At 65.0% G+C, this 20,338-nt stretch carries 23 protein-coding genes and 2 tRNA genes; 17 read left to right on the top strand and 8 right to left on the bottom strand.

The window, feature by feature from the left end; translation table 11 throughout:
* The gene (locus tag ACTJKH_RS07280; RefSeq protein WP_440736352.1) at positions 1–510 is read left to right on the top strand and encodes a hypothetical protein; all 510 of its coding nucleotides are present in this window, start codon (positions 1–3) and stop codon (positions 508–510) included.
* A gap of 564 nt (positions 511–1,074) precedes the next feature.
* Here ACTJKH_RS07280 and ACTJKH_RS07275 read toward each other — a convergent pair.
* A complete protein-coding gene (locus ACTJKH_RS07275; protein ID WP_440736351.1) occupies positions 1,075–2,106 on the bottom strand; it encodes a hypothetical protein in 1,032 nt (343 codons plus the stop codon).
* A 506-nt stretch (positions 2,107–2,612) separates the two neighbouring features.
* Positions 2,613–2,930: a hypothetical protein gene (locus ACTJKH_RS07270; protein ID WP_440736350.1), complete on the bottom strand. Its 318-nt coding sequence runs from the start codon at positions 2,928–2,930 to the stop codon at positions 2,613–2,615.
* 303 nt (positions 2,931–3,233) lie between these two features.
* Here ACTJKH_RS07270 and ACTJKH_RS07265 point away from each other — a divergent pair, with 303 nt between their 5' ends.
* The 3 genes from ACTJKH_RS07265 to ACTJKH_RS07255 all read left to right on the top strand — a co-directional run bounded on the left by ACTJKH_RS07265 (position 3,234) and on the right by ACTJKH_RS07255 (position 4,912).
* Complete coding sequence (locus ACTJKH_RS07265) at positions 3,234–4,307, top strand: DUF4236 domain-containing protein (protein WP_440736349.1); 1,074 nt, start codon at positions 3,234–3,236, stop codon at positions 4,305–4,307.
* Positions 4,304–4,714, top strand: a complete 411-nt coding sequence (locus ACTJKH_RS07260) for a hypothetical protein (RefSeq protein WP_440736348.1) — start codon at positions 4,304–4,306, stop codon at positions 4,712–4,714. Before ACTJKH_RS07265 ends, ACTJKH_RS07260 begins: the two co-directional genes overlap by 4 nt.
* Positions 4,715–4,777: 63 nt before the next feature.
* Positions 4,778–4,912, top strand: a complete 135-nt coding sequence (locus ACTJKH_RS07255; protein WP_440736347.1) for a hypothetical protein — start codon at positions 4,778–4,780, stop codon at positions 4,910–4,912.
* Between the two features lie 49 nt (positions 4,913–4,961).
* Here ACTJKH_RS07255 and ACTJKH_RS07250 read toward each other — a convergent pair whose 3' ends face one another.
* Complete coding sequence (locus ACTJKH_RS07250) at positions 4,962–5,267, bottom strand: hypothetical protein (RefSeq protein WP_440736346.1); 306 nt, start codon at positions 5,265–5,267, stop codon at positions 4,962–4,964.
* Positions 5,268–5,826: 559 nt separating this feature from the next.
* On the opposite strand from ACTJKH_RS07250, the gene ACTJKH_RS07245 reads away from it, so the two are divergent.
* On the top strand, positions 5,827–6,045 hold the full coding sequence (locus tag ACTJKH_RS07245) for a hypothetical protein (RefSeq protein ID WP_440736345.1): 219 nt from the start codon (positions 5,827–5,829) through the stop codon (positions 6,043–6,045).
* 709 nt (positions 6,046–6,754) lie between these two features.
* Positions 6,755–7,408: a hypothetical protein gene (locus tag ACTJKH_RS07240; RefSeq protein WP_440736344.1), complete on the top strand. Its 654-nt coding sequence runs from the start codon at positions 6,755–6,757 to the stop codon at positions 7,406–7,408.
* A 32-nt stretch (positions 7,409–7,440) separates the two neighbouring features.
* On the opposite strand, the gene ACTJKH_RS07235 is transcribed toward ACTJKH_RS07240, so the two are convergent.
* Positions 7,441–8,151: a hypothetical protein gene (locus tag ACTJKH_RS07235; RefSeq protein ID WP_440736343.1), complete on the bottom strand. Its 711-nt coding sequence runs from the start codon at positions 8,149–8,151 to the stop codon at positions 7,441–7,443.
* Positions 8,152–8,692: 541 nt separating this feature from the next.
* Between ACTJKH_RS07235 and ACTJKH_RS07230 the strand changes: the two genes are divergently transcribed.
* Complete coding sequence (locus tag ACTJKH_RS07230) at positions 8,693–8,959, top strand: hypothetical protein (RefSeq protein ID WP_440736342.1); 267 nt, start codon at positions 8,693–8,695, stop codon at positions 8,957–8,959.
* A gap of 15 nt (positions 8,960–8,974) precedes the next feature.
* A complete protein-coding gene (locus tag ACTJKH_RS07225; RefSeq protein ID WP_440736341.1) occupies positions 8,975–9,838 on the top strand; it encodes a hypothetical protein in 864 nt (287 codons plus the stop codon).
* A gap of 22 nt (positions 9,839–9,860) precedes the next feature.
* Here the strand turns inward: ACTJKH_RS07225 and ACTJKH_RS07220 are convergent, their stop codons facing one another.
* Both ACTJKH_RS07220 and ACTJKH_RS07215 read right to left on the bottom strand, forming a co-directional pair.
* Positions 9,861–10,376: a gluconokinase gene (locus ACTJKH_RS07220; protein ID WP_440736440.1), complete on the bottom strand. Its 516-nt coding sequence runs from the start codon at positions 10,374–10,376 to the stop codon at positions 9,861–9,863.
* Between the two features lie 10 nt (positions 10,377–10,386).
* Positions 10,387–11,796 carry a GntP family permease gene (locus tag ACTJKH_RS07215; RefSeq protein ID WP_440736340.1) on the bottom strand — a complete coding sequence of 470 codons (1,410 nt, stop codon included), beginning with the start codon at positions 11,794–11,796 and terminating at the stop codon, positions 10,387–10,389.
* Positions 11,797–11,933: 137 nt separating this feature from the next.
* Between ACTJKH_RS07215 and ACTJKH_RS07210 the strand changes: the two genes are divergently transcribed.
* The 9 genes from ACTJKH_RS07210 to ACTJKH_RS07170 all read left to right on the top strand — a co-directional run bounded on the left by ACTJKH_RS07210 (position 11,934) and on the right by ACTJKH_RS07170 (position 17,837).
* Entirely contained in the window at positions 11,934–12,641 is a 708-nt protein-coding gene (locus tag ACTJKH_RS07210) for a FadR/GntR family transcriptional regulator (protein WP_440736339.1), read from the top strand.
* Between the two features lie 48 nt (positions 12,642–12,689).
* Positions 12,690–13,181, top strand: a complete 492-nt coding sequence (locus tag ACTJKH_RS07205) for an FBP domain-containing protein (protein WP_440736338.1) — start codon at positions 12,690–12,692, stop codon at positions 13,179–13,181.
* 46 nt (positions 13,182–13,227) lie between these two features.
* Positions 13,228–14,022 (top strand): enoyl-CoA hydratase/isomerase family protein, encoded by a 795-nt coding sequence (locus ACTJKH_RS07200; protein ID WP_440736337.1) that lies wholly within the window; start codon positions 13,228–13,230, stop codon positions 14,020–14,022.
* Positions 14,023–14,134: 112 nt separating this feature from the next.
* Positions 14,135–15,094 (top strand): hypothetical protein, encoded by a 960-nt coding sequence (locus ACTJKH_RS07195; RefSeq protein WP_440736336.1) that lies wholly within the window; start codon positions 14,135–14,137, stop codon positions 15,092–15,094.
* Entirely contained in the window at positions 15,091–15,885 is a 795-nt protein-coding gene (locus tag ACTJKH_RS07190) for an inositol monophosphatase family protein (RefSeq protein WP_440736335.1), read from the top strand. The genes ACTJKH_RS07195 and ACTJKH_RS07190 overlap by 4 nt, the downstream gene beginning before the upstream one ends.
* A gap of 122 nt (positions 15,886–16,007) precedes the next feature.
* Positions 16,008–17,225, top strand: coding sequence for a M23 family metallopeptidase (locus ACTJKH_RS07185; RefSeq protein WP_440736334.1), 1,218 nt, complete (start codon positions 16,008–16,010; stop codon positions 17,223–17,225).
* A 69-nt stretch (positions 17,226–17,294) separates the two neighbouring features.
* Positions 17,295–17,366 (top strand) — tRNA-Thr (locus ACTJKH_RS07180).
* Positions 17,367–17,400: 34 nt separating this feature from the next.
* Positions 17,401–17,474, top strand: a tRNA-Met gene (locus ACTJKH_RS07175).
* A gap of 180 nt (positions 17,475–17,654) precedes the next feature.
* Complete coding sequence (locus tag ACTJKH_RS07170; protein WP_210097175.1) at positions 17,655–17,837, top strand: hypothetical protein; 183 nt, start codon at positions 17,655–17,657, stop codon at positions 17,835–17,837.
* A 61-nt stretch (positions 17,838–17,898) separates the two neighbouring features.
* Here ACTJKH_RS07170 and ACTJKH_RS07165 read toward each other — a convergent pair whose 3' ends face one another.
* Both ACTJKH_RS07165 and ACTJKH_RS07160 read right to left on the bottom strand, forming a co-directional pair.
* Positions 17,899–19,581: an MDR family MFS transporter gene (locus tag ACTJKH_RS07165; protein ID WP_440736333.1), complete on the bottom strand. Its 1,683-nt coding sequence runs from the start codon at positions 19,579–19,581 to the stop codon at positions 17,899–17,901.
* The gene (locus ACTJKH_RS07160; RefSeq protein WP_440736332.1) at positions 19,582–20,193 is read right to left on the bottom strand and encodes a TetR/AcrR family transcriptional regulator; all 612 of its coding nucleotides are present in this window, start codon (positions 20,191–20,193) and stop codon (positions 19,582–19,584) included.
* Positions 20,194–20,338: the final 145 nt, after the last annotated feature.

Genomic DNA, 20,338 nt, shown 5'->3' with positions numbered 1-20,338 from the left:
GTGGCGTGGTTGTTGATTCCGACTGCGATAACGCTCAGCGCTTGCACCGGCGCGGACGCCGAGCTGGAGGGACGCCCCGAAACTGCGTTGCCTACTCCTACCCCTACGACCACCTTCACCGATCTCGACGGTTTCGCGGAGGAGTACACGAGCGCGGCGGAGCGTCTCGCCGATTCGCTTCCTGCGGGTAGAGATTTCCCCGCGACCCCGCCGGGCGAATGGGAGGCCGAGGGTAACTTCGAGGAGGGTACGGGCGAGGTCGCTGCAGCGCTTCAATGGCGTTGCGAGTGGTTGTCCGCATACGTCATCGCTGCGGAATCAGCTCGACCTGATGATGCCGAGGTCGCGCTTGACCAGTTGGCTGAATGGGGCAACCTCCGTGAGGTTCGTGACCATTCCGATGGCGAGACGCGCACGATGTGGTTGGAGCGGGTCGTCGAGACCGCGCGCTCGGGGGATGATTCGGCGTTGCGAGCGATTCAGGCTGAGTGCCTTCCCCAGCCGAAGTAGTAGTTGTCACAGCACTGTCTCGACCGTGTTCACGTCCCTGACCTCGAGTTCCCGTGTAAGAGCATCGGCGTGTTCATCGGCGATGCGGCTCAGCACCGTCACAACTTCGTCGTGACGAGTGACACTTCAGTCGGTCGGATTCGCCAAATGCGGCGATGTTTTCCCGATGCGCGACGATCTTCATGCTTTGACTTGCGGTGGGCCGGCAACGGTGGGAGAGAAGACCTGTGCATGCGATGGGAACAGCGCACGCACCTTATTGGTCGCGCTCCGACTAGTCTGCACCTTGGCAGCGAGAGGTAGCGTTGGACGCTACGCCGAGCTCAGGACGAGAACTGCGAGGGCTTACTACGCCCAACCCAGGACTGCGGGCTGCGGTACTGCTCCACTCGCTGCGGGGAGTTGTAGCCGATAATCATGGCGTCGGCTGAGCCGAGCGAACTGATTCGGCTGTTGCCGAAAGCGATGCGGCCTCGGGTGCTGCTGCTCCCGGAGTGCTGTGCGTTGCTCATCACTGGACCTCTCCTCTTTCCCTCACTATAACTTGAGACTCTACGCGGAAGGTCAGACTTTCCGGGTTCTCGGGAACATCTTGCTCACAAACCAGATCGCGAGCCGACCAAGCAGAAGGAAGGCGGAGATGGCGGCGTTCCAGACGAAGATGAACCATAGCAGGAGTGCGAACCAATCGGTGCTGATCTTCGCGACGATGCCGATGGCCATTCCGAACAGTGACAGCGTGCACGTGAAGAGGAGAACTCGCAGGAAGCCGAGCGGTCCGGTTGCCAGACGGTTCTCGCGACCTCCAGTGAGCAACAGGCCGAAGAACACAGCGGGGGCGGCGATGAGGAGCGCAGCGGCCGACTCAGGCGATCCCAGCCACACCGCGGTTGCTTGCACGGGGAACAAAATCACCGCGACGACCGCTGTCGTGAAGATGGCTGCGATTGTCGTCGCCAACCAGAGTCCTTGACGGGGGAGCCGTACGAAGATGGACGCCGGATCGGCTGGTTTGGCGGCGTACGAGGCGTGAGCATGCGCGACTGGAGCTCGGCTCTCGTCGAGTTCTCCGCCGGAGACGGCGGGCGCGGTGTCCGAGGGCGGAAGGATAAGACCTGCACATTCGAGCTCCCCCGGCACCTGGAACTCCAAGTGGTATGAGCGCGCTGCAGCCGCTTGGTCGAGATCCACCTGCAGTCGGCGTTCGCCTCCCAATGCGATGAAAGGCGAGATCCACTTCTCACGAGCAGGGCGATGCATCTGCCAGTGATAGGAGTACTTGAGGACCTGTCGGACTCCGGCGTCCTGCGAGTCGATGATGGCGACGAGGAGGAAGTTTGTCGCGAAGGTAGCGATCATGCCTTTGGTCGCATCCGACATGGAACGAGACGGCCACCACACGCGTTCGCTGTCCCACTTCCCGGTTCGTATGAGTTCCCGAACCGCGTCTGTCTGCTCAGCGGCGCCGCGTGAGCCGAAGACTTCCGCAAGAATGCTGTCCCATTGGTCTGTCAGCTCCACGCCGTCGACGCCGAACATGAAGCGAAGCATAGACAGTTGCAGTTGAGTGATCTCGTCACTACGCAGGATCGGCATGGGATTACCGTTGCCATCCCGAGCGTCGAAGTGGCGTAGAGCATGCTTTCCGATCACTGCGAGCGGAAGCATCATCTGTCCGTGCTCTGGTCCGATGTTCGGCGCACCGCGGTGATGCGCCTCAACCAGCAACCGCGGATCCGGTGGCGGTGTGCAATCTATCGAGTGGCGTCGGCGGCCGCGTTCCCCCTCGAGAGGATGCAAGCTGTCGACACGTCGGTGGCACCAATTTGACCACGACACGACCACGTCGACGAGCGCGGCGCCTATCAGCAGATCGGGGTCTAACTGGGGCGGTGCGCTCTGAAGGGCATAGTCGCGTCGGCGCTTCCTGAAAACCATCTTCGCCCTCCAGAGCAACTTGCAATTCGACGTTGCCGGCGGCGATTGTCGTCGTCATGAACTGTCTTGACGATAGCGGTTCGTAGTGAGGCGGTTGCGTGAGCACTAGAAGATGAGCGCGCTCAAGCGTGGGCACGGATCAGATCACCCAGAACGAACCCGCTTTACACGCCCCGAGCGCCGCCCGCTCCGGTTCGGACGTTCTCTTTCGCTCGCTCCGCGTTGTCGCGGCTTGCGAACGCTTCGCCGGAGGCTGCGACCTTATTGCCTCCGCGTAGTGCCCTCCAACGGTACTTACCTCCGCCGTCGAGATACACCTCGTAGAAGACGACCGATGCGGCGGCCTGGAACGCACGCGCGGCACGTTGCGCGTTGAACGTACTCGCAAAGCTCTCGCCAGCCCAGGCGACGAGTTGGTGATTCGCGCTGAACAGCTTCCAGGTCGGGTGACCGCCTGCGTCATTGCTCACTTCGAAGTACATGGTGCCCCTTTTTGTGCGTTCCTTGAACACATCCTCGGGGGTGCCTGCGCTCGGCGCGAGAGGCGCAAGAAAGTACGTCAGGAAGTGTTAGCTGGCGCAAAGGGGGACGCGGTTGTGTACGCCGGAGGTTTAGCCCCCGCAGGTGCCTCGTGCACATACTGCCAAGATGAGGATCGCCGCAGCCGCAACCCGACGTCAGTAAGGCCGGGGGACGTCTGCCGGATCCGGATGTCTAGGCGCTGCTGCCGGGGCCGACCGGGGCGGTCGGCGCAGCGCCTTCTAGCCAACTGATTTGAGAGCAACATGGGTTTCTACGTCCGCAAGAGTGTCAAAGCGGGACCGTTCCGTTTCAACCTGAGCAAGTCGGGTGTCGGTGTCAGCGTCGGAGTTCCGGGTTTCCGGGTGGGCTCCGGCCCCCGCGGCAACTATGTTCACATGGGGGCGAACGGCGTCTACTACCGGACCTCGCTGAACGGCACCCCTGCTGGTGGAGTGAGAGCAGGGCTTACGCCGACACCCGTCAACGTCCCCTTCAACCCGGGTGCAGTGGTTCTCGAAGATGTGACCGGGGCGACCACGGTTGACATGCAGCCCACCGGTGGTGGCGAGATCGTTGAGCAACTCAATGCGGCTGCTCGCCACACGCGCATCGGATGGTGGGTCCTTGCCGCCGCCGTCATCCTGGGTGCGGCGACCCTCCCGTTCGGCCTCATCATCTGGGTCCTCGCCATCCCTTTGTGCTGGTGGCTATTCCTGCGTGACGCCGCCAAGACGAAGGCCGTCGTGTTCTACGACGTGAACGACGCCGCCGCCCAACAGTTCGAAGAGCTGATGACGAACTGGGGATGGTTCACCGACGCTACGAAGCTGTGGCGGACAGTGGCATCGGGCCAGGTGCACACCCTGCATCAGCACAAGCGCAACGCTGGCGCGAGCAACATCGTCCAGAAGATTGACGCGAGTGCATCTTTGACCGGTCCGAAGCATCTCGCGACCAATGTGGCCGTGCCCACCGTCGTCGCGGGGAAGACGAGTCTTCACTTTCTGCCGGACCGTGTCCTCGTCCGTGACGGGAAGACCTACACGGATGTCTCGTACGCTCACCTGCGTGTGCAGGGTCGGCAGCAGCAGTTCATCGAATCGCCCGGCGTCACCCCTCGCGACTCAGTGAAGGTCGGACAGACGTGGCAGTACGTCAACAAGAAAGGGGGACCGGACCGCCGCTTCTCCAACAATCCGGTGCTCCCCATCATGCTCTACAGCAATCTCGATCTGACGAGCGCGCAGGGACTCAATTGGAGGGTGCAGTGCTCTCGCCCCGACGCAGCTGCCGCGCTGGAGAACACGCTGCGCCGTATGGAAGCAGCAGCAGGGTGACCTTCGAGGACGAGTTCGACGAGCCGGCTTTTCAGCATGCTGTCGCCGCGGCACGTGAAGCAGCGCAGGACGCCGCCCACGTGATCGTGATGCTCAAGCAACGCCCCGACTGGGCATCGCATCGACCTGTGGTTGAGCTCATCTTCTACCTGACGCTCATCGACTACGAGACGAAGGCTCTCATCCACAGGCTGATGGTGTCATCGGACGACAGGTACGTCTGGGAGAAGTATCTGGCGCTGCACCTGCATGAGGCCTTGCAGAAGGTCCCGAAGCGTATCAGTGACGCCATACGTGAGATCAGCCGGCCCGGCACTCCATCGCACGCGTCACCGGCGAAGTATCTCGCTGCCTCGCAGAAGCTCAAAGAAGAACTCAAACCCATCAACACTGACAAAGACTTTTAGACCGCTCTCCGTCAGGTCCGCAACGGCGTCGCCGCGCACCATGGCGGCAAGGGGGAGGCGAGCATGGACGCTAGCACCTTCTGGATGCTGACGGCGAGCCAGGGAGTGTCCGCGGGGCGGAGTCCGCTACGAAGCCAGTTCCTCGACTATGCGTGGCGTCTCGCTCGCGCGGTTCAGGACTTCGCGCAGGCCAGCTGACTTGTCACGCCTGTCAGGCGAACGGTGCACTTCGAGTAGTCCTCGGCTGTCAACGGCCGACGCGCTCGAGGAACTCCCGGAGATCGAACAGTAGAGCTCCTTCCGGCATGCCCGTCTCGTCGACGAGCTTATCGAGCGCCCACAGCAAGATGATGTTCGAGGCAGTGAGGATCGGAGTGAAATCGAGGCTGAGGTGCCCGTCATCATCCATCGTCGCGATGACTCCCTCGACGTCGTTCAGCCGCCGCATGGCCGTGTCGAACGCCGCATGCTCCTCCGCTGCATCTTCGCTGGTGGCGTGCGCGGAGTAGAGGTCGAGAAGTGCTCGCGCGATGTCTCTCGTCGTCTGATTCATGTCCACCACCATGGAGCGGCGCTACGGGAGGCTGCAAGAGGTACGCGCCGTTGCCGGTGACGAGAACGTCGACTTCGACAACCCCAACTAGCGGCATCCGGCACAATTCTCGGCTTGATTTTCCCCCGATTCTGCACATTTCATGCACCGGATGAAGGTTTGTTGGATGCACGTGCTGTCACATGCTGTGGAAGGCGCAGAAATACCTGTTCAAAGGTTGATAGTCGCGAGTGATGGTCGGATGAGACCCTGACGCCACCGAGATCTTATCCACAGATAATCGGCGGTTGTCCTCAGTTTATCAACATGGTTATCCACAGGCTCTGTTGCCCGCAGAATCCCAAGAGGTCCACAGTGGAACCGCTATCCATGACGGAAGCGACAGATACAAAGAGGAGCGGCTCCGGGACTGCAATCACGGGAGCCGCTCCACCACCCAAGGGACCTGAGGAGGCCATCTATGAGTGACAGCCAGCCTAGCCAACGCTCTGCGGGAGCGACCGAGATCACTGGTGCGGTTCGACGGAGTGCCCGCACCGCACGCTGCGGACAGGCGCGCATGGCACAACTGCTGGCCGACAGTTACGGCTGGGAGGTCAGGCGGATCGCAGAGGAACTGGACATCACCACGGGGGAGGCCTATCGACTCCTCGCCGCCGACGGAGTGCACCGGTGCATCGACTGCTCGTTCGGCGTCCACCGCTCGTGCATGGGCGGACTGAGCACGGACGCGTACGGGGCGGCTCGGCCCTGCGAGTGTCAGCATGACGCGCGTTGAGTTGCATCGGAGCGGGTTTCGACCGTGTCCAGGAGTGCTCGCGCACCAGGTCGTCGTAGACCGGCTTGCTGTTCAGCGCCAAAGCCGCAGGCGCTCTCTGCTATCGCCGGTTACGTGTGGCGCGGACGATGAGGTACACGAAGCCGACCGCGACCGCGGCCAGAACCACGATGACTGCGAGAACAAGGAGTGCGTGTGTGTCATGAGACTCTCGATTCTTGATTACCAGGTTCCACCACGGGGCTGTGAAATCCCACCAGGGCTGGCCTGAGGAGAATCCGTGTCCGCATTCGCCGGAGCGGAGGTGGCGCCAGCGAGCAGAGTAAGAGCAAGGGCTAGACCTGCTCTCATTTTGCTCACAACCTTCGGACTCATCAGTTCGTCCTTCCTGCGAGCGAGAGTGGTGAACGTGGTTCGTGCGCTGAAGCCATCCCGCGCGTCTCGTTGACGCTACGAGCGAGGGCATCAAGTCGTCTGTCCCCCATTTGGGGGGACCCGTATCGCCCTTTGCTTCACCGGTGAGATCCATACATAGTTCTCGTAGACATGGATCCGCGAGGCGGGGTCAGCAGGAAAACTGGGGACTGGCGCACGCGGCGACGTTGCGGGATACAGAGCGGCTGAGCGCAGCTAAGACATGCGCTCGCAGACGGGCCTCCGCTCTACCAGGCTGGATGCGTGATGATGTGTTGTCCTCTACGTTCGATGTGTGGGGATCAAGAGCGCCGACTTGAACAGTGTGCACTTCGCCGAGTTGGTTGACGCGCTGCGAGATGCGGACGACATGGGTGTGCTGCTTCGTGGTCATCTCTGGATCGAGGCTCTGCTCGAATATGTGACGCGCACCAAGCTCGAACGGCCGGACGCTATCGACTGGGGCAACGCCCGCTTTGAACACAAGCTGGCCTTGGCCGAAGCGACAGCTGCCGTGGACGTCCCTCTGGTTCGAGCAATCCGAAGCTTCAACCGGCTCCGGAACAAGAGCGCGCATGAGATTCTCTTCACCATCGACCTGGATCAGGTCAAAACGTTGGTCGGCCTCACCGACGAGTCGATGAGAGCCTCGATTCACCGTATCGCCGATGAACAGCTCGAGGTTGTACGCCAACTCGAGAAGTACGAAGCGGAGGGCGTCGAAGTGGACATCGCGCCCGACGTGCTCCCGTACCTCCGGGTCCTCACCCCAACTCGGACTTTGCTGTTCGCGTTCGTCGTATGCGCGGTGCGCAGCCTTGCCATCGACGGAGCTCTCGAGGTTGCGTTCGACAGCGGAGAGAGCGAGCCGAAGTCTATCTTCAGGAGAATCGACGCGGAGATGGAGCGGCTCACCGGCGGGCTATTCCGGTATCAACCGGGTCAATGATCCGCTCCCTTATGTGGCCGAGCGTTGCCTCGCTACTGAGGAGATGGCCGCCAAGCACGGCTACGTCGCACAGCGATCCCGATAAAACCGATGAACCCCACGGCGATGCCGGGCAGCGCCCAGATCGCGATAGTCCGGACGGCGCTCTCGTCAGTGTTCAGGAAGAGGAAGAGCCCGAGCGCGAAGAACAGCGCCGGAAACACGACGAAGGTCATAATCTTGTCGCCGCGCAAGAGTGCCCCGTCCTTCCCGGTGCCAGGTGGATAAACCCACTTCTTGCGGCCTACCTTCACGACATCTCTGATGCGCGCGTGCACACGTACTGGTGACGGAGCATCTGTTGTGATGGTCAGTTCCACCAAATCAGTGCTGTTGAGGAGAAGCGGTGCGATGGTCGCACGGTCGCCGTCCACCGATAGAAACACGCGGAGATCAGCGGGCCGCGCCCCTGTTTGCTCCGCGGACTCGACGACACGGCCGGGAAAGCGGACCTCAAGGGGGCCGTCCCAGTCATCCGTAGGCAGCGATACTCGTCCGGTGTTCGCCACTCGTACTACGGTCGTCTTCTGCGGGTGCCCACGGACCACGGCAGCCGCAGCATGAGCGTCGGAGAACGTGCCAGGCAGAGGCGTGTAGAACTGCAGGCGCCGCTTCGGTCCGCGTCGAAGGAGCGGCACCCACGTGCCGAGCACAGCGGCGACGCTGATCACGACTCCGAGCAGGTTTGCAGTCTCTTGGTCCATGAGTGAACCCTATGGCTCGGTCAGGTCGTTCGATGTGGGCAGGATCTCCCTGGATGCTCACGACGCACTGCTCTCCGAACCGCTATCGAGGGGCGAATCGAGGCGACCGTCTTGTATGCCGAGTCGATCTACGGCACACCGCCCGAGCCGCCGTTTTCTCGCCCTTCTTCCCCGGGCCTGCTCGCGGCTGTTTCGAATGCGCGGAACCCAGACGGGAGTAGGGCAGTTGGGGCCGCGCATGGGAATAACGAAAGGATGGCTTGGGAAACACGTAGGAATAGCGTTTCGCGGCGCCAGTAGAGAGTAGGTCGAAATGAGATACGGGAAGACCCCACCAGAACGAAGGCCTCGATACCCGCGGATACGCGGCGATCGGGGCCTTTCTCGTTGCGGCACCGAGTAGTCGCCCGACTCGATCCGGTGTCGAGTCGCCGACGGCGTCGACGTCTATTTCTAGACCGAGTTCAGATATCTCTGGACAGCCGGAGTATGCAGGCGCATAATCTGACTCACAGACATGGACCGAGCGAAGGAGCACGCCATGAGCGATCCGAACGAACCTGCGGAACTGTTCGACTCGACATCCGGACCCACCGGTGCATCGATCACCGACTGGACAGACCTCGGGCGGGAGATGTGGGCGTATCTCACCGGTCGTGGTGCGGCCGTCAATTACACGTTCGACGACATGACCGTCGAGGTGCCACGGGATATCGGACCCGATGCCCCTCGCGCCACGTGGAAGTTCAACGGCACACTGCGGGTCACGACCAGTGACAGCGCATCCGGTGACTCGGGCTCGCACTGAGGAAGATCCACTCCGATGCTCCGTCTCGATATCGACCTGAATGTGGAGCAGTCTGCCGCGGACGGCGGCCCCCCGACGCGGTTCAGCGTCCGCGCCGCGGGTACGGAGGTCGTCGTGACCTTCGAGTCCAGTCCTGGTCTGGGCGGCATGAGCCGACATGATCTGGCTGAGCTCGGCCCGCTCGCCGACGGACTCGCGCGGCGCGGGATCACCGTGCGCGTGGAAGGTCCGCGGGGGACGCTCGTTCAGCTCGGCGACGTGAAGCCCGGTCCTGTCGGGCGGGCGATCGTCGGCTCGTCGCACATCAAACTCGGACACCTCGCGACCCTCCTGTCCGAGGCATCCCACCGCGACGGTGGCGACGGCTTCCGGCTTCCGATGACGCCGCCCACGCTGTTCCCCCTTGTGCCCACCGTGTCTCGGGGAGTCCGTCGGCGGGTCACGACGACCCACTACCTCCCCGGGTCCGGTCGACCTCGGTTGATCTTCGCGGTCGGCTCAGGTGACTGGAACTTCAGCAGGCCGCGGGAGTTCGACCTTCTCCCTGGAAGCACGGTCATCGGGTCCGGACCTGAAGCCGACCTGCGATTGGAGGGACTGGAAGCCCGTCATGCCGAGATCCGACACAACGAGGATGACGAGTACGTGCTCTACTCGTTCGCCGCGACCGGAGGCGGGCGTCCCAATCTGCCGCACAGCAAGGATGATGCCAGGATCCTTCGGACCGGTTCTCGGATCGAGATCGGCACCTGGCGGCTCGCCTACTACCGCGAGGAGTTCGCCGACCACGGCCGGCCCTTCGGAGGGCGACAGGGCGGAGAGTACGAGTTCCAGCGGCAGCAGCCGATCCGGCCCTACGGGTCGGGGGAGCTCGGCTGACGCGCCGTAACGCGGGGTCCCGTCAGTAGTCGGGATGCAGGCGCAGTCGTGAGGCGATCTGCGCCGCCTGCTCGGCGGGCGTCAGGGCGATGTCGATCTCGATCGACCTCTCGTCGTCTCCGAGCGCTTCGAGCGTCGCGAACTGCGAGTCGAGCAGCGTCGCGGGCATGAAGTGGCCCTGGCGGCGCAGCATCCGATCGAGGATGAGCTCTCGTTCGCCGGCGAAGTGGACGAACGTGACCGCATCGCGGCGCAGCACGTCACGATAGCTGCGCTTCAGGGCCGAGCACGTGACGATGCCGGGTTCGCCGGCCTCGATGCGCTCGTCGATCCACTCGGCGATGCGGTCGAGCCAGGGCCAGCGGTCGTCGTCGTTGAGCGCATGACCCGCCGCCATCTTGGAGACGTTCGCCTCGGGGTGCAGGTCGTCGCCCTCTTCGAAGGCCCAGCCGAGGCGGCCGGCGAGCATCGCGGCGACCGTGGACTTGCCGGTGCTGGCGACACCCATGAAGACGAGGACGGGAGCGTTGACGGACATCATGGCGCGCTCAGACGAAGATGCTCAGGACGAGGACGCCGGCGAGACCGGTGACCGAGATCAGGCACTCGAGCACCGTCCAGGACTTCAGCGTCTGCGGGATGCTGAGACCGAAGTACTCCTTGATGAGCCAGAACCCCGCGTCGTTGACGTGCGAGAGGAACACGGATCCCGAGCCGATCGCCAGCACGAGCAGCGCGACCATGGGGGAGTCGAGTGTCTCGGTGAGCGGCTGCAGGATGCCGGCGGCGGTGATGGTCGCCACGGTCGCAGATCCGGTGGCGACGCGGATGACCACGGCCACGAGCCAGGCGAGGATCAGGACGGAGACCGACGAGCCCGAGACGAACTGCGCGATCACGTCGCCGATGCCGGTGTCGACCAGCACCTGCTTGAAACCGCCACCGGCGCCGACGATCAGCAGGATGCCGGCGATCGGGCCGAGCGAGGAGCCGACGATGTCGTTGATCTTCGTGCGGTCGAAGCCGGCTCCGCGGCCGAGGATGAAGAATCCGGCGAGCACGGCGATCAGCAGTGCGATGACGGGTGTGCCGAGGAAGTCGAGGGCGACCTTCCAGGGGGCATCGGATCCGGCGGCCGAGATGTCGGCGACGGCCTTCGCGAGCATGAGGAACACGGGGAGCAGGATGCTGAAGAGCGTGGCGCCGAACGACGGGCGGCGACGCTGCTCGACGCCCTCGTCCTCTTCGGTCACGAACAGTTCAGGAACGGGGACGTCGACCCAGCGGGCCGCAAATCGCGCGAACAGGGGGCCGGAGATGATCACGGCGGGGATCGCGACGATGACGCCGAACGCGAGGGTGAGGCCGAGGTTGGCGCCGAGCGCGTCGATGGCGGCGAGCGGTCCGGGGTGCGGCGGGACGAGTCCGTGCATCGCCGAGAGCCCGGCGAGCGTCGGGATCGCGATGCGCATCAGGGGAGCGCCGGAGCGACGCGCGACGAGGATGATGACCGGTACGAGCAGGACGAGACCGACCTCGAAGAACATCGGCAGCCCGATGACGGCGCCGATGAGGCCCATCACCCAGGGGAGCGAGCGTGCGCTGGCCCGGCTGACGAGAGTGTCGACGATGCGGTCGGCTCCGCCCGAATCGGCGAGGAGCTTGCCGTAGATCGCCCCGAGCGCGATCAGGATGCCGACGCCGCCCATGGTCGTGCCGAATCCGGTCGAGAAGCTGGTGACAGAGGCGGCGATGTCCATGCCGGCGATCGCGCCGGTGGCGAGCGCGCCGATGGTGAGCGAGAGGAAAGGATGCAGCTTCACCCAGGTGATCAGCACGATGATCACCGCGATGCCGATCACGGCGGCGGTGATGAGCTGCCCGGCGGGGCGGTCGGGGGATGCGGCGTCGGTGACGGCCGTCATGAGCGCGTCAGCGGCGGGGGTGAAAAGTGCCATGAGCTTCCTTGATCCGGGCGTGGTTTACGACCTTATGCCGTACATAATAAGCACGCATAGCACGTCATGCGCAACATAATCGAAACAAAGGTGTGAGACGTACCGCGTGACGAGGTCGTCGCGGGCATACTCGACATATGACCGTCTCCAGCGCCGGAAGCCCCGTTCACGACTCGCTCGTCGCGGAGCTCGGTCGAGCCATTGTCGACGGCGTGCATGCCCCGGGCTCGCGGATGCTCACGGTCGAACTCGCCCAGGAGCGCGGAGTCTCGCGCTCTGCCGCACGCGAGGCCGTGCGTGTTCTCGAGTCCTTCGGGCTGGTCTGGGTGCGCCGCAAGTCGGGCGTCGAAGTGCGTCCTCGATCGGAATGGAACGTCTACGCGCCGGAGGTGATCGCCTGGACGCTGGCGGGGCCCGGGCGAGACGCGCAGCTCCGCGAGCTCAGCCAGCTGCGTTCGGTGATCGAGCCCCTGGCCGCGAGGCTCGCCGCAGGCACGGCGACCTCCGAGCAGAAGGTCGATCTCGTGTCACTCGTGGTCGCGATGGGGCAGGAGGACCACGACGCCGATCGTGAACGCTACCTCACCGCCGACATCCGCTTCCACCGGTTGCTGCTCGAGTCTTCGGGCAACGGGATGCTCGCCGCTCTCGGTGGCATGGTCGAAGCGGTCCTCCGCGGCAGGACTGCGCACGATCTGATGCCGCATGTGGCGAACCAGAGCGCGGTCCAATGGCATCGCGATGTCGCGTTCGCGGTGGCGAGCGGTGACGGGGATGCCGCGGCGACCGCGATGCGGAACATCGTCTCGGAGGCGGACGAGGCGATGCAGCGCGCCGCCGGGTAGTCGCGGACCACCGACGCCGGTGACTCGTGGTGTTCATAGACTGGACGGATGCGAGCGCTCACCGAAGCAGACATCCGTGCGTCCTTCGTCAACGCGGACGAGGATGAGCTGCGGGTCATGGAGATGCCGCACGACTTCGTCCTGATCGACTGGGACTATCTGGACTTCTTCGCCTGGCGCGACCCCAGTGCCGGTCGACGCGGCTACATCCTCATCCAGCACGAGGGCGAGATCTCGGGCTTCGTGCTGCGGGTCTCGGATCCCGGCCGGGGCCGGGCGGGCATGTGCAACATCTGCCACACGATGCAGCCCGGCAACCAGGTGGCTCTCTTCTCCGCCCGGAGGGCCGGCGACGCGGGGGCGCGCGGGGATTCTGTGGGAACCTACATCTGCGCTGACCTCTCGTGCCACGAGAATGTGAGGCTCGCTCACCCGCTCGCTCCCAACGAGGTGCTGGCACCCGGACAGGTGGACATGCGACTCGACGGCACCAGGCGGCGTATGGAGGCTTTCGCCAAGCGGGTGCGGGATGGATCCTGATCGCGATTAGCCTGAGGGCATCCGTCCTGTGCTCGAAGGAGATGCCATGAGCGATGCCATCCTGTTTTCCGTCGATGAGGGGTTGGCCAGGCTCACGCTGAACCGCCCTGCGCGACTCAACGCCTTCAATGCCGATCTCGCCCATGCCTGGCGTGACGCGACGGCGGAGGCGACATCGCGGGCCGACGTGAAGGCGATCCTGGTGGATGCCGCGGGCCCGGCGTTCTGCGCGGGCGGCGATGTCATCGAGATGGCGACGACCATGGGCTCCGGCGACGAGATCACTGCGCTCGCCGAGGTCATCAACGCAGGCATCCGCTCCCTGACCGAGTCTGCGGTTCCCGTCGTCGCGGCGGCCCACGGCACGACGGCCGGGGGCGGCCTCGGCATCCTGCTCAGCAGCGACTACGCCGTCGTCGGCTCGCGCTCTCGCCTGGGCAGTCTGTACGCGAACATCGGCCTCACCCCTGATCTCTCCGTCTCGGCACAGCTCGCCCGCGCGATCGGGCAGCGTCGGGCCCTTCAACTCGTGCTGCAGGATCGCCTGCTCTCGGCCGCAGAGGCCGTCGAGTGGGGGCTCGTCGCGGAGGTCGTCGAAGGGGGCGACTCTTCGGACGAAGCAGAGAAGGTGCGCGAGCGAACCGAAGAGGTCGCCCGCTTCTGGCTCGACGGGGCTGCAGAGGCATACGGGCACGCCAAGCGGCTCGTGCGCTCGCAGCCCGAGCGCACGTTCGCCGAACAGCTGAGCGAGGAGGCTCGTTCGATCGGGGTGTCGATGGCGACCCCCGACTCGCAGGCCCGGATCGCCGCGTTCGCGGCCTCGTCGGCACGGAAGAGCTGACCACAGCAGCGCCCCTGACGCGGTTCATGTGTCCACCGCTCGTGACGTCGACCCGGCTCGCCCGTCGCCGCGTGCAAGGATGAACGCAACGCCGCTCAACGAGAGGAACGCGATGTCCCAGCCGGAGATCGCCCAGCAGCCGTCGGCGCTGGTCGAGAAGAAGAACATGTCACTCCTGATCCGAGGGGCGATCTGGATCGCCATCGGTGCGCTCATCGCTGCCGCGCTCGTCTGCGTCGTGTGGGTGCTCGTCGGCGACCAGGACGGCCTGATCGGTCGCGCCTTCCTGACGATCCTGCTGCTCGCGGCCTTCGCCGGGATCGCGATCCTCGAAGCGGGCCTGGCGCCGAATCGTCCCGACTGGCTCGCGCTGGCGAGCATGGTCACATGGATCGTGGCCCTTCTGGTCGGCGCGGTGAAGATCTGGCTCCCCGAAGACAACCAGTACTTCACGGGCGCCGAGCGCTTCTTCCAGCTTCTGCTGGTCGTCGGCATCCTTCAGCTCGCGCTGCTGCACGTGCGGCTGTTCACCCCGGCAGCACAGCGTCACGTGACCACGTTCACGCGCATCATCTACATCGCCACGGTCGCGTTCCTCGCCGGCCTCGTGGGCATGCTCGTGTTCTTCCTCACGTTCCCGAACACGTTCGAGTACGGAGAGCTCTACTGGCGGATCGTCGTCGCGCTCACGATCCTCGCGGCGGTCGGAACGACGCTGATCCCCCTGCTGAACGCGCTGTTCGCGCCGCGCAAGCCCGCGGCGGCCGCGGCGGCACAGGGAATCGCGGCGGCTCCCGCATGGCCGTCCTACGCAGACGGCATCACGCCGCTTCCCGTCCTGCCCGACGGCTCACCGGACTGGAACGCCTACTACACGGGACACCCGTCGGCGCCGCAGCAGGCGGCGTTGCCGGCCGCGCCGGCGCCCCAGCAGTTCCCGGCAGCTCCGTTCCCGGTCGCTCCCGAACCCTACGCGCAGGGGCCTGCCGTCCCACCCGCGCCGCAGGCTCCGACCGCGTATCCGCAGGCTCCGGCCACGTACCCGCCGGCTCCGCCGTACCCGCCGCAGTGAGCCTCGAGCTCGAACTCGCCCGCCTCGCGTCGCTGATCGCGCGCGAGGCCGGCGACCTGGCACGCGAGAGGCGCGCCGAGGGCGTACACCTCGCAGCGACGAAGTCGACACTCGCCGATATCGTGACCGATGCCGATCGCGAGGTCGAGGCACTCATCCGTGCGCGCCTGCAGGCGGCCCGGCCGGGCGACGGTTTCCTCGGTGAGGAGTCCGAGGCCGATCCCGGAGAGACGGGGATCACCTGGGTCGTCGATCCGATCGACGGAACGGTGAACTACGCCTACGGCATCCCCTCCTATGCGGTGAGCATCGCAGCCGTGAGCGGCACCGCCGTGCCGGGAGAGTGGAACGCCCTCGCCGCAGCCGTCTACGCGCCCGCATCGGGAGAGACGTTCACCGCCGCGCGGGGCCATGGCGCGTTCCTCGGCGAGCAGCGGCTCGCGGTCACGTCCGAGACGCCCGCGGGTGCGCTGCTCGCGACCGGGTTCGGGTACGACCCGGCGACACATGACGGCGACCTCGCGACCGTTCGAGCGATCATGCCGATCGCGAGGGATCTTCGTCGGGCCGGATCCGCGGCGCTGGACCTCGCCTTCGTCGCGGCCGGGCGTCTGGACGGATACTTCGAGCGCGGGCTCAAGCCCTGGGATCACGCGGCCGGAGCACTGCTCGTCAGCGAAGCCGGTGGTCGGGTCTCGCTCACCGACACCGCCTCGCCGAGACCCATGATCGTCGCGGGTGGTACCCAGGTCCACGACCGGATCCTCGAGATTCTTCGAGATGAAACGTGACGAATTCATGGCATTCCCAGGTCGAGCAGGCTAGGGTTTATCCGATCGTTACTTTCATCGGCCCGAATCGATGAACTTTGTAAGCGCCCCCGAGCTTGACGTTTAACCCGAGAGAATCTGCTTTGCCCTTCGAGAATTCACAGGCTGCCTCTGCGCCCACGCGCCGCTCCAGCCGTCCCCGCACTGCGGCCTTCGAGGCCTCTGCGGCAGGAGTGACGGAAGCCGTCTCCGACGCCGCACCGGCCACCCCGGAAGCCCCCTTTTCGCGCCGAGCCGCTCGTCAGCGACTGAACACCGCAGAGGTCTTCATCGCTGCGACCGCAGTAGCCGCGGCATCCGCTGCCTCTGATTCGACCGACGTGATCGCCCCGGCGGATGTCGCTGAGTCGACCGTCGACGCCGCCGAGCAGTCGCACGCCGAGCCCGTGACCGAGTCCGCTGAGGCAGGCGACGCCGCTCAGGCGGACGCACCGGTCGGCGACGCTTTCGAGTCCGCATCCCGTGCGTTCCGCGCCGTCACGACCGAGACGGTCACCGAGCCCGCTCCCGAGGCAGCGGCCGCAGACGAGGCACCGGCCGAGCACGTCGCCCGTCGCCGCCCGAAGGCCCGCAAGTTCCTCGCCGTCGGCGCGACCGTCGGCGTGATGAGCATCGCAGGACTCCTCGCCGTGGGCATGACGCTCCCGGCGGAGGCCGTGGCCGCCGTCCAGGGTGCGCAGTCCGTCGGCGCGACGTCTCTCGTCGCCGCATCCGGATCGGCTGCCGCAGGTGAGGCGGACGACGAGATCCAGGCGTTCGTCACCTCGTCCGATGTGCAGAACGAGTCGCTCGCGCGCTCGGACAGCTTCTCGACCGTCTCGCTGATCCAGGTGGCGTCGGAAGAGGGCATCAACTACTCCAACGAGGTCTTCACCAACGACCCCGAGGCCGCCATCCAGTGGCCCTTCAAGGTCGGCGTGGGCATGAGCTCGGGCTACGGAATGCGCTGGGGCCGTCTGCACGAGGGAATCGACTTCGTCCCGGGCGAGGGCGCACCCATCCAGGCGATCGCGGATGGCGTCGTGCGCATCGCGACCGAGCAGGGCGGCGCCTACGGCGTGACCGTCTACATCGATCACGTGATCGACGGACAGGTCATCACGAGCCACTACTCGCACATGCAGTACGGCTCGCTCCAGGTCAAGGCGGGGCAGACCGTCAAGGTCGGCGACATCGTCGGGCACACGGGCAACACCGGTCGTTCGTACGGTGCCCACCTGCATTTCGAGATCATCATCAACGGCAGCACGATCGATCCGCTGCCGTGGTTGCGCGAGAACGCGGGCCGGTACTCGTACTGACCCGCCTCGATTTCATGAGGACGCCACAGTGATGGTATTCTCGTGTGGTTGCCCCGCGAGGGGCAGCACGCCCCGATAGCTCAGTGGCAGAGCACTTCCATGGTAAGGAAGGGGTCGTCAGTTCAATCCTGACTCGGGGCTCACAGCGTTCGTATCTGCGATGCGGATGCGGTGTGGCAGGGTAGCTCAGCTGGTCAGAGCGCACGACTCATAATCGTGAGGTCGCGGGTTCAAGCCCCGCTCCTGCTACAGATGAAAACCCCCGGGATTCCCGGGGGTTTTTGCGTACCCAGGGTCCAGACTCATCACGATCGTCGGTGCAGTGGCGTCCGTTCGCGCGCGGACGTGAATCCTGTCAAGGGGATGCCGTCCGACTCGCGCGGCGGCGAGACTGAACGTCCTTTGCTGCAACAGACGATCGGAGCGAACATGTCAGACCCTCAGGCAACACCGGAATCAGGCTCCGGGATCGAAGCGGTCGGCGTGGACGCCGACTTCGTGACGAACGACCCGGATCCCGAGGTCGACCCCGCGACTCCTGGCGAGGATCAGAAGGCCGACGGCGACAACGCGGATCACCCCGACGAGCTCGAGGTCGGCGACCTTCCCTGATCGCGCAGACCACGGGCCCGCTCCTCGTCCGAGGAGCGGGCCCGTGGTCTGTGCCAGTGGGTCAACGGATGGTGGGCGGGGCATCGCTCCGGCCGGCCGCGACGCTGTCCTCGTCGTCAGGCGCGGCGTCAGACGGTCGTCCGGAGAGGCCGCGCTGCTCGGCCTCCAGACGCTCGGCCTCTTCGCCGCTGATCGCCTCGCCGCGGGCGACGAGTCCGGCCTGATCCGAGAGGGGGATCTGCTTGAGGAACAGCGACAGCACGAGGGCGAGCACGATGAACGGCACGAGGTACCAGAACACGGGTGCGAGAGCATCCGCGTAGGCCGTCACGATGCCGTCTCGCACCTCATCGGGCAGCGAGCTGAGCGTCGCGGGGTCGATCGTCGACGCGGCCTGTGATGCGGCGTCCGGTGAGGCGCCTGCGTCCGCGAACACCCCGAGCAGGTTCTCGGTGAGGCGCGTCGTGAAGATCGTGCCGAACACGGCGGTGCCGAGCGATGCGCCGACCTCGCGGAAGTAGTTGTTCGTGCTGGTGGCCGTGCCGATCTCGCCGGACGGGACCGCGTTCTGCACGACCAGGACGACGACCTGCATGATCAGGCCGAGTCCTGCGCCGAACACGAAGAGGAACGTGCAGATCAGCCAGATCGGCGTCTCGGCCGACAGCGTGGTCATCGAGACCATCGCGATGCCGGTGAGGATCGTGCCCACGATCGGATAGATCTTGTACTTGCCGGTCTTCGAGATCGCGATGCCCGAGAAGATCGAGGTTCCGATCAGGCCCACCATCATCGGGATCATCAAGAGCCCGGATGCTGCCGCGGACGTTCCGGAGGACATCTGCAGGAACGTGGGCACGAACCCGATCGCGGCGAACATGCCGATTCCGAGCACGAGACCGATCGCGGTCGCGTTCACGAAGATCGGGTTGCGGAACAGGCTCAGCGGGATGATCGGGTCCTGCACCTTCGACTCCGTGATGACGAAGGCGGTGGCTGCGACGACGAGCCCCGCGCCCCAGGCCCAGGTGGCCAGCGAATTCCAGCCGAACTCCTTGTCACCGCCGAAGTCGGTGAAGAAGATCAGACACGTGGTGGCGATCGAGAGGAAGATCACGCCGAAGATGTCGATCGGCTTCTGCGCCTTCTTGCTCGGCAGCTTGAGCGCCACGAGGGCGATGATGAACGCCGCGATACCCACCGGGATGTTGATGTAGAACGCCCACTGCCAGGTGAGGTGGTCGACGAAGAAGCCGCCGAGGAGGGGGCCGGCGACAGCCGACAGGCCGAACACGGCGCCGAGCGGTCCCATGTACTTGCCACGCTCGTTGGCCGGGACGATGTCGGCGATGATCGCTTGCGACAGGATCATCAGTCCGCCGCCGCCGAGCCCCTGAAGGGCGCGGAAGATGACGAACATCCAGAAGTCGGTGGCGAAGGCGCATCCGACGGAGGCGAGAGTGAACAGAGCGATCGCGACCAGGAAGAGATTGCGGCGGCCCAGCACATCGCCGAACTTGCCGTAGATCGGCATGACGATGGTGGTCGCGAGCAGGTAGGCGGTGGTGATCCAGACCTGGTGGTCGACGCCGCCGAGCTGGCCGACGATCGTCGGCATCGCGGTCGAGACGATCGTCTGGTCGAGGCTGGACAGCAGCATCCCCGCGATCAGGGCGCTGAAGATGATCCAGATGCGCCGCTTCGTGAGCAGGAAGGGCGCATCCTTGGTGGCTGTGGCGGACATTCAGTCGGCTTTCTGTGATGGTGCGTACACGGTGCGGGCGACCTCGAGCCGGCGGCTGACGAGGTCGCTGAAGGAGTCGGTCGAGTGGTGGTGGAGCAGCTGGTCCATGCTCAGGCGCACCAGAGCACCGACCGAATGGACGAGGACCTCGGCGCGCAGTTCGGCGCCGGTGCCGTCGCCTGTTCGCCGGACGATCAGCGCCATGTCACGACGTTCGTTCTTGGCGATCTGCTCGAACGCCGCCTTGATGAGGCGCGGCTCCTGCTCGATGATCGCGAACATGGCGGGGGCGTCGTCGAGCGGGTTGAACAGGTCGAACCGAGCAGTGGTCAGCTCGATGAAGTCGTCGAGCAGGTCACCGGCACGGGCCACGAAATCCTCTTCGAGAGCCTCCTGACGGGGGTCGATCGCGGCGAAACCGAAGACCGCGTTCTCCTTGCTCTCGAAGTAGTTGAAGAACGTCCGTCGCGAGACGCCGACCTCGGTGCACAGCTCCTCGACCGTGAAGCCGGCGAACCCGTGCTCCGCGGTCAATCGTCGGGCGGCCTCGGTCAGCGCGCGCGATGTCTCGCGCTTGCGCTGACCCCGCAATGAATCTGCACTCTGGCTCATAGAGTGCAATATTGCACTCTGAACCTAAGAGTGCACTGTGAAGAGAATCTCGGAGCACTTTGTGACGAATGGTTCGTAGCATCCGTCTTAGTGGTGTCGCGGCACTGCGACCCGCTCCTCGACGGGGCGGACATTCGGATGAAGG

This window comes from Microbacterium sp. 22215 (genome assembly GCF_052045655.1).
Classification (GTDB): Bacteria; Actinomycetota; Actinomycetes; order Actinomycetales; family Microbacteriaceae; genus Microbacterium; species Microbacterium phyllosphaerae.
This window is presented reverse-complemented; position numbering and strand designations above follow the sequence as displayed.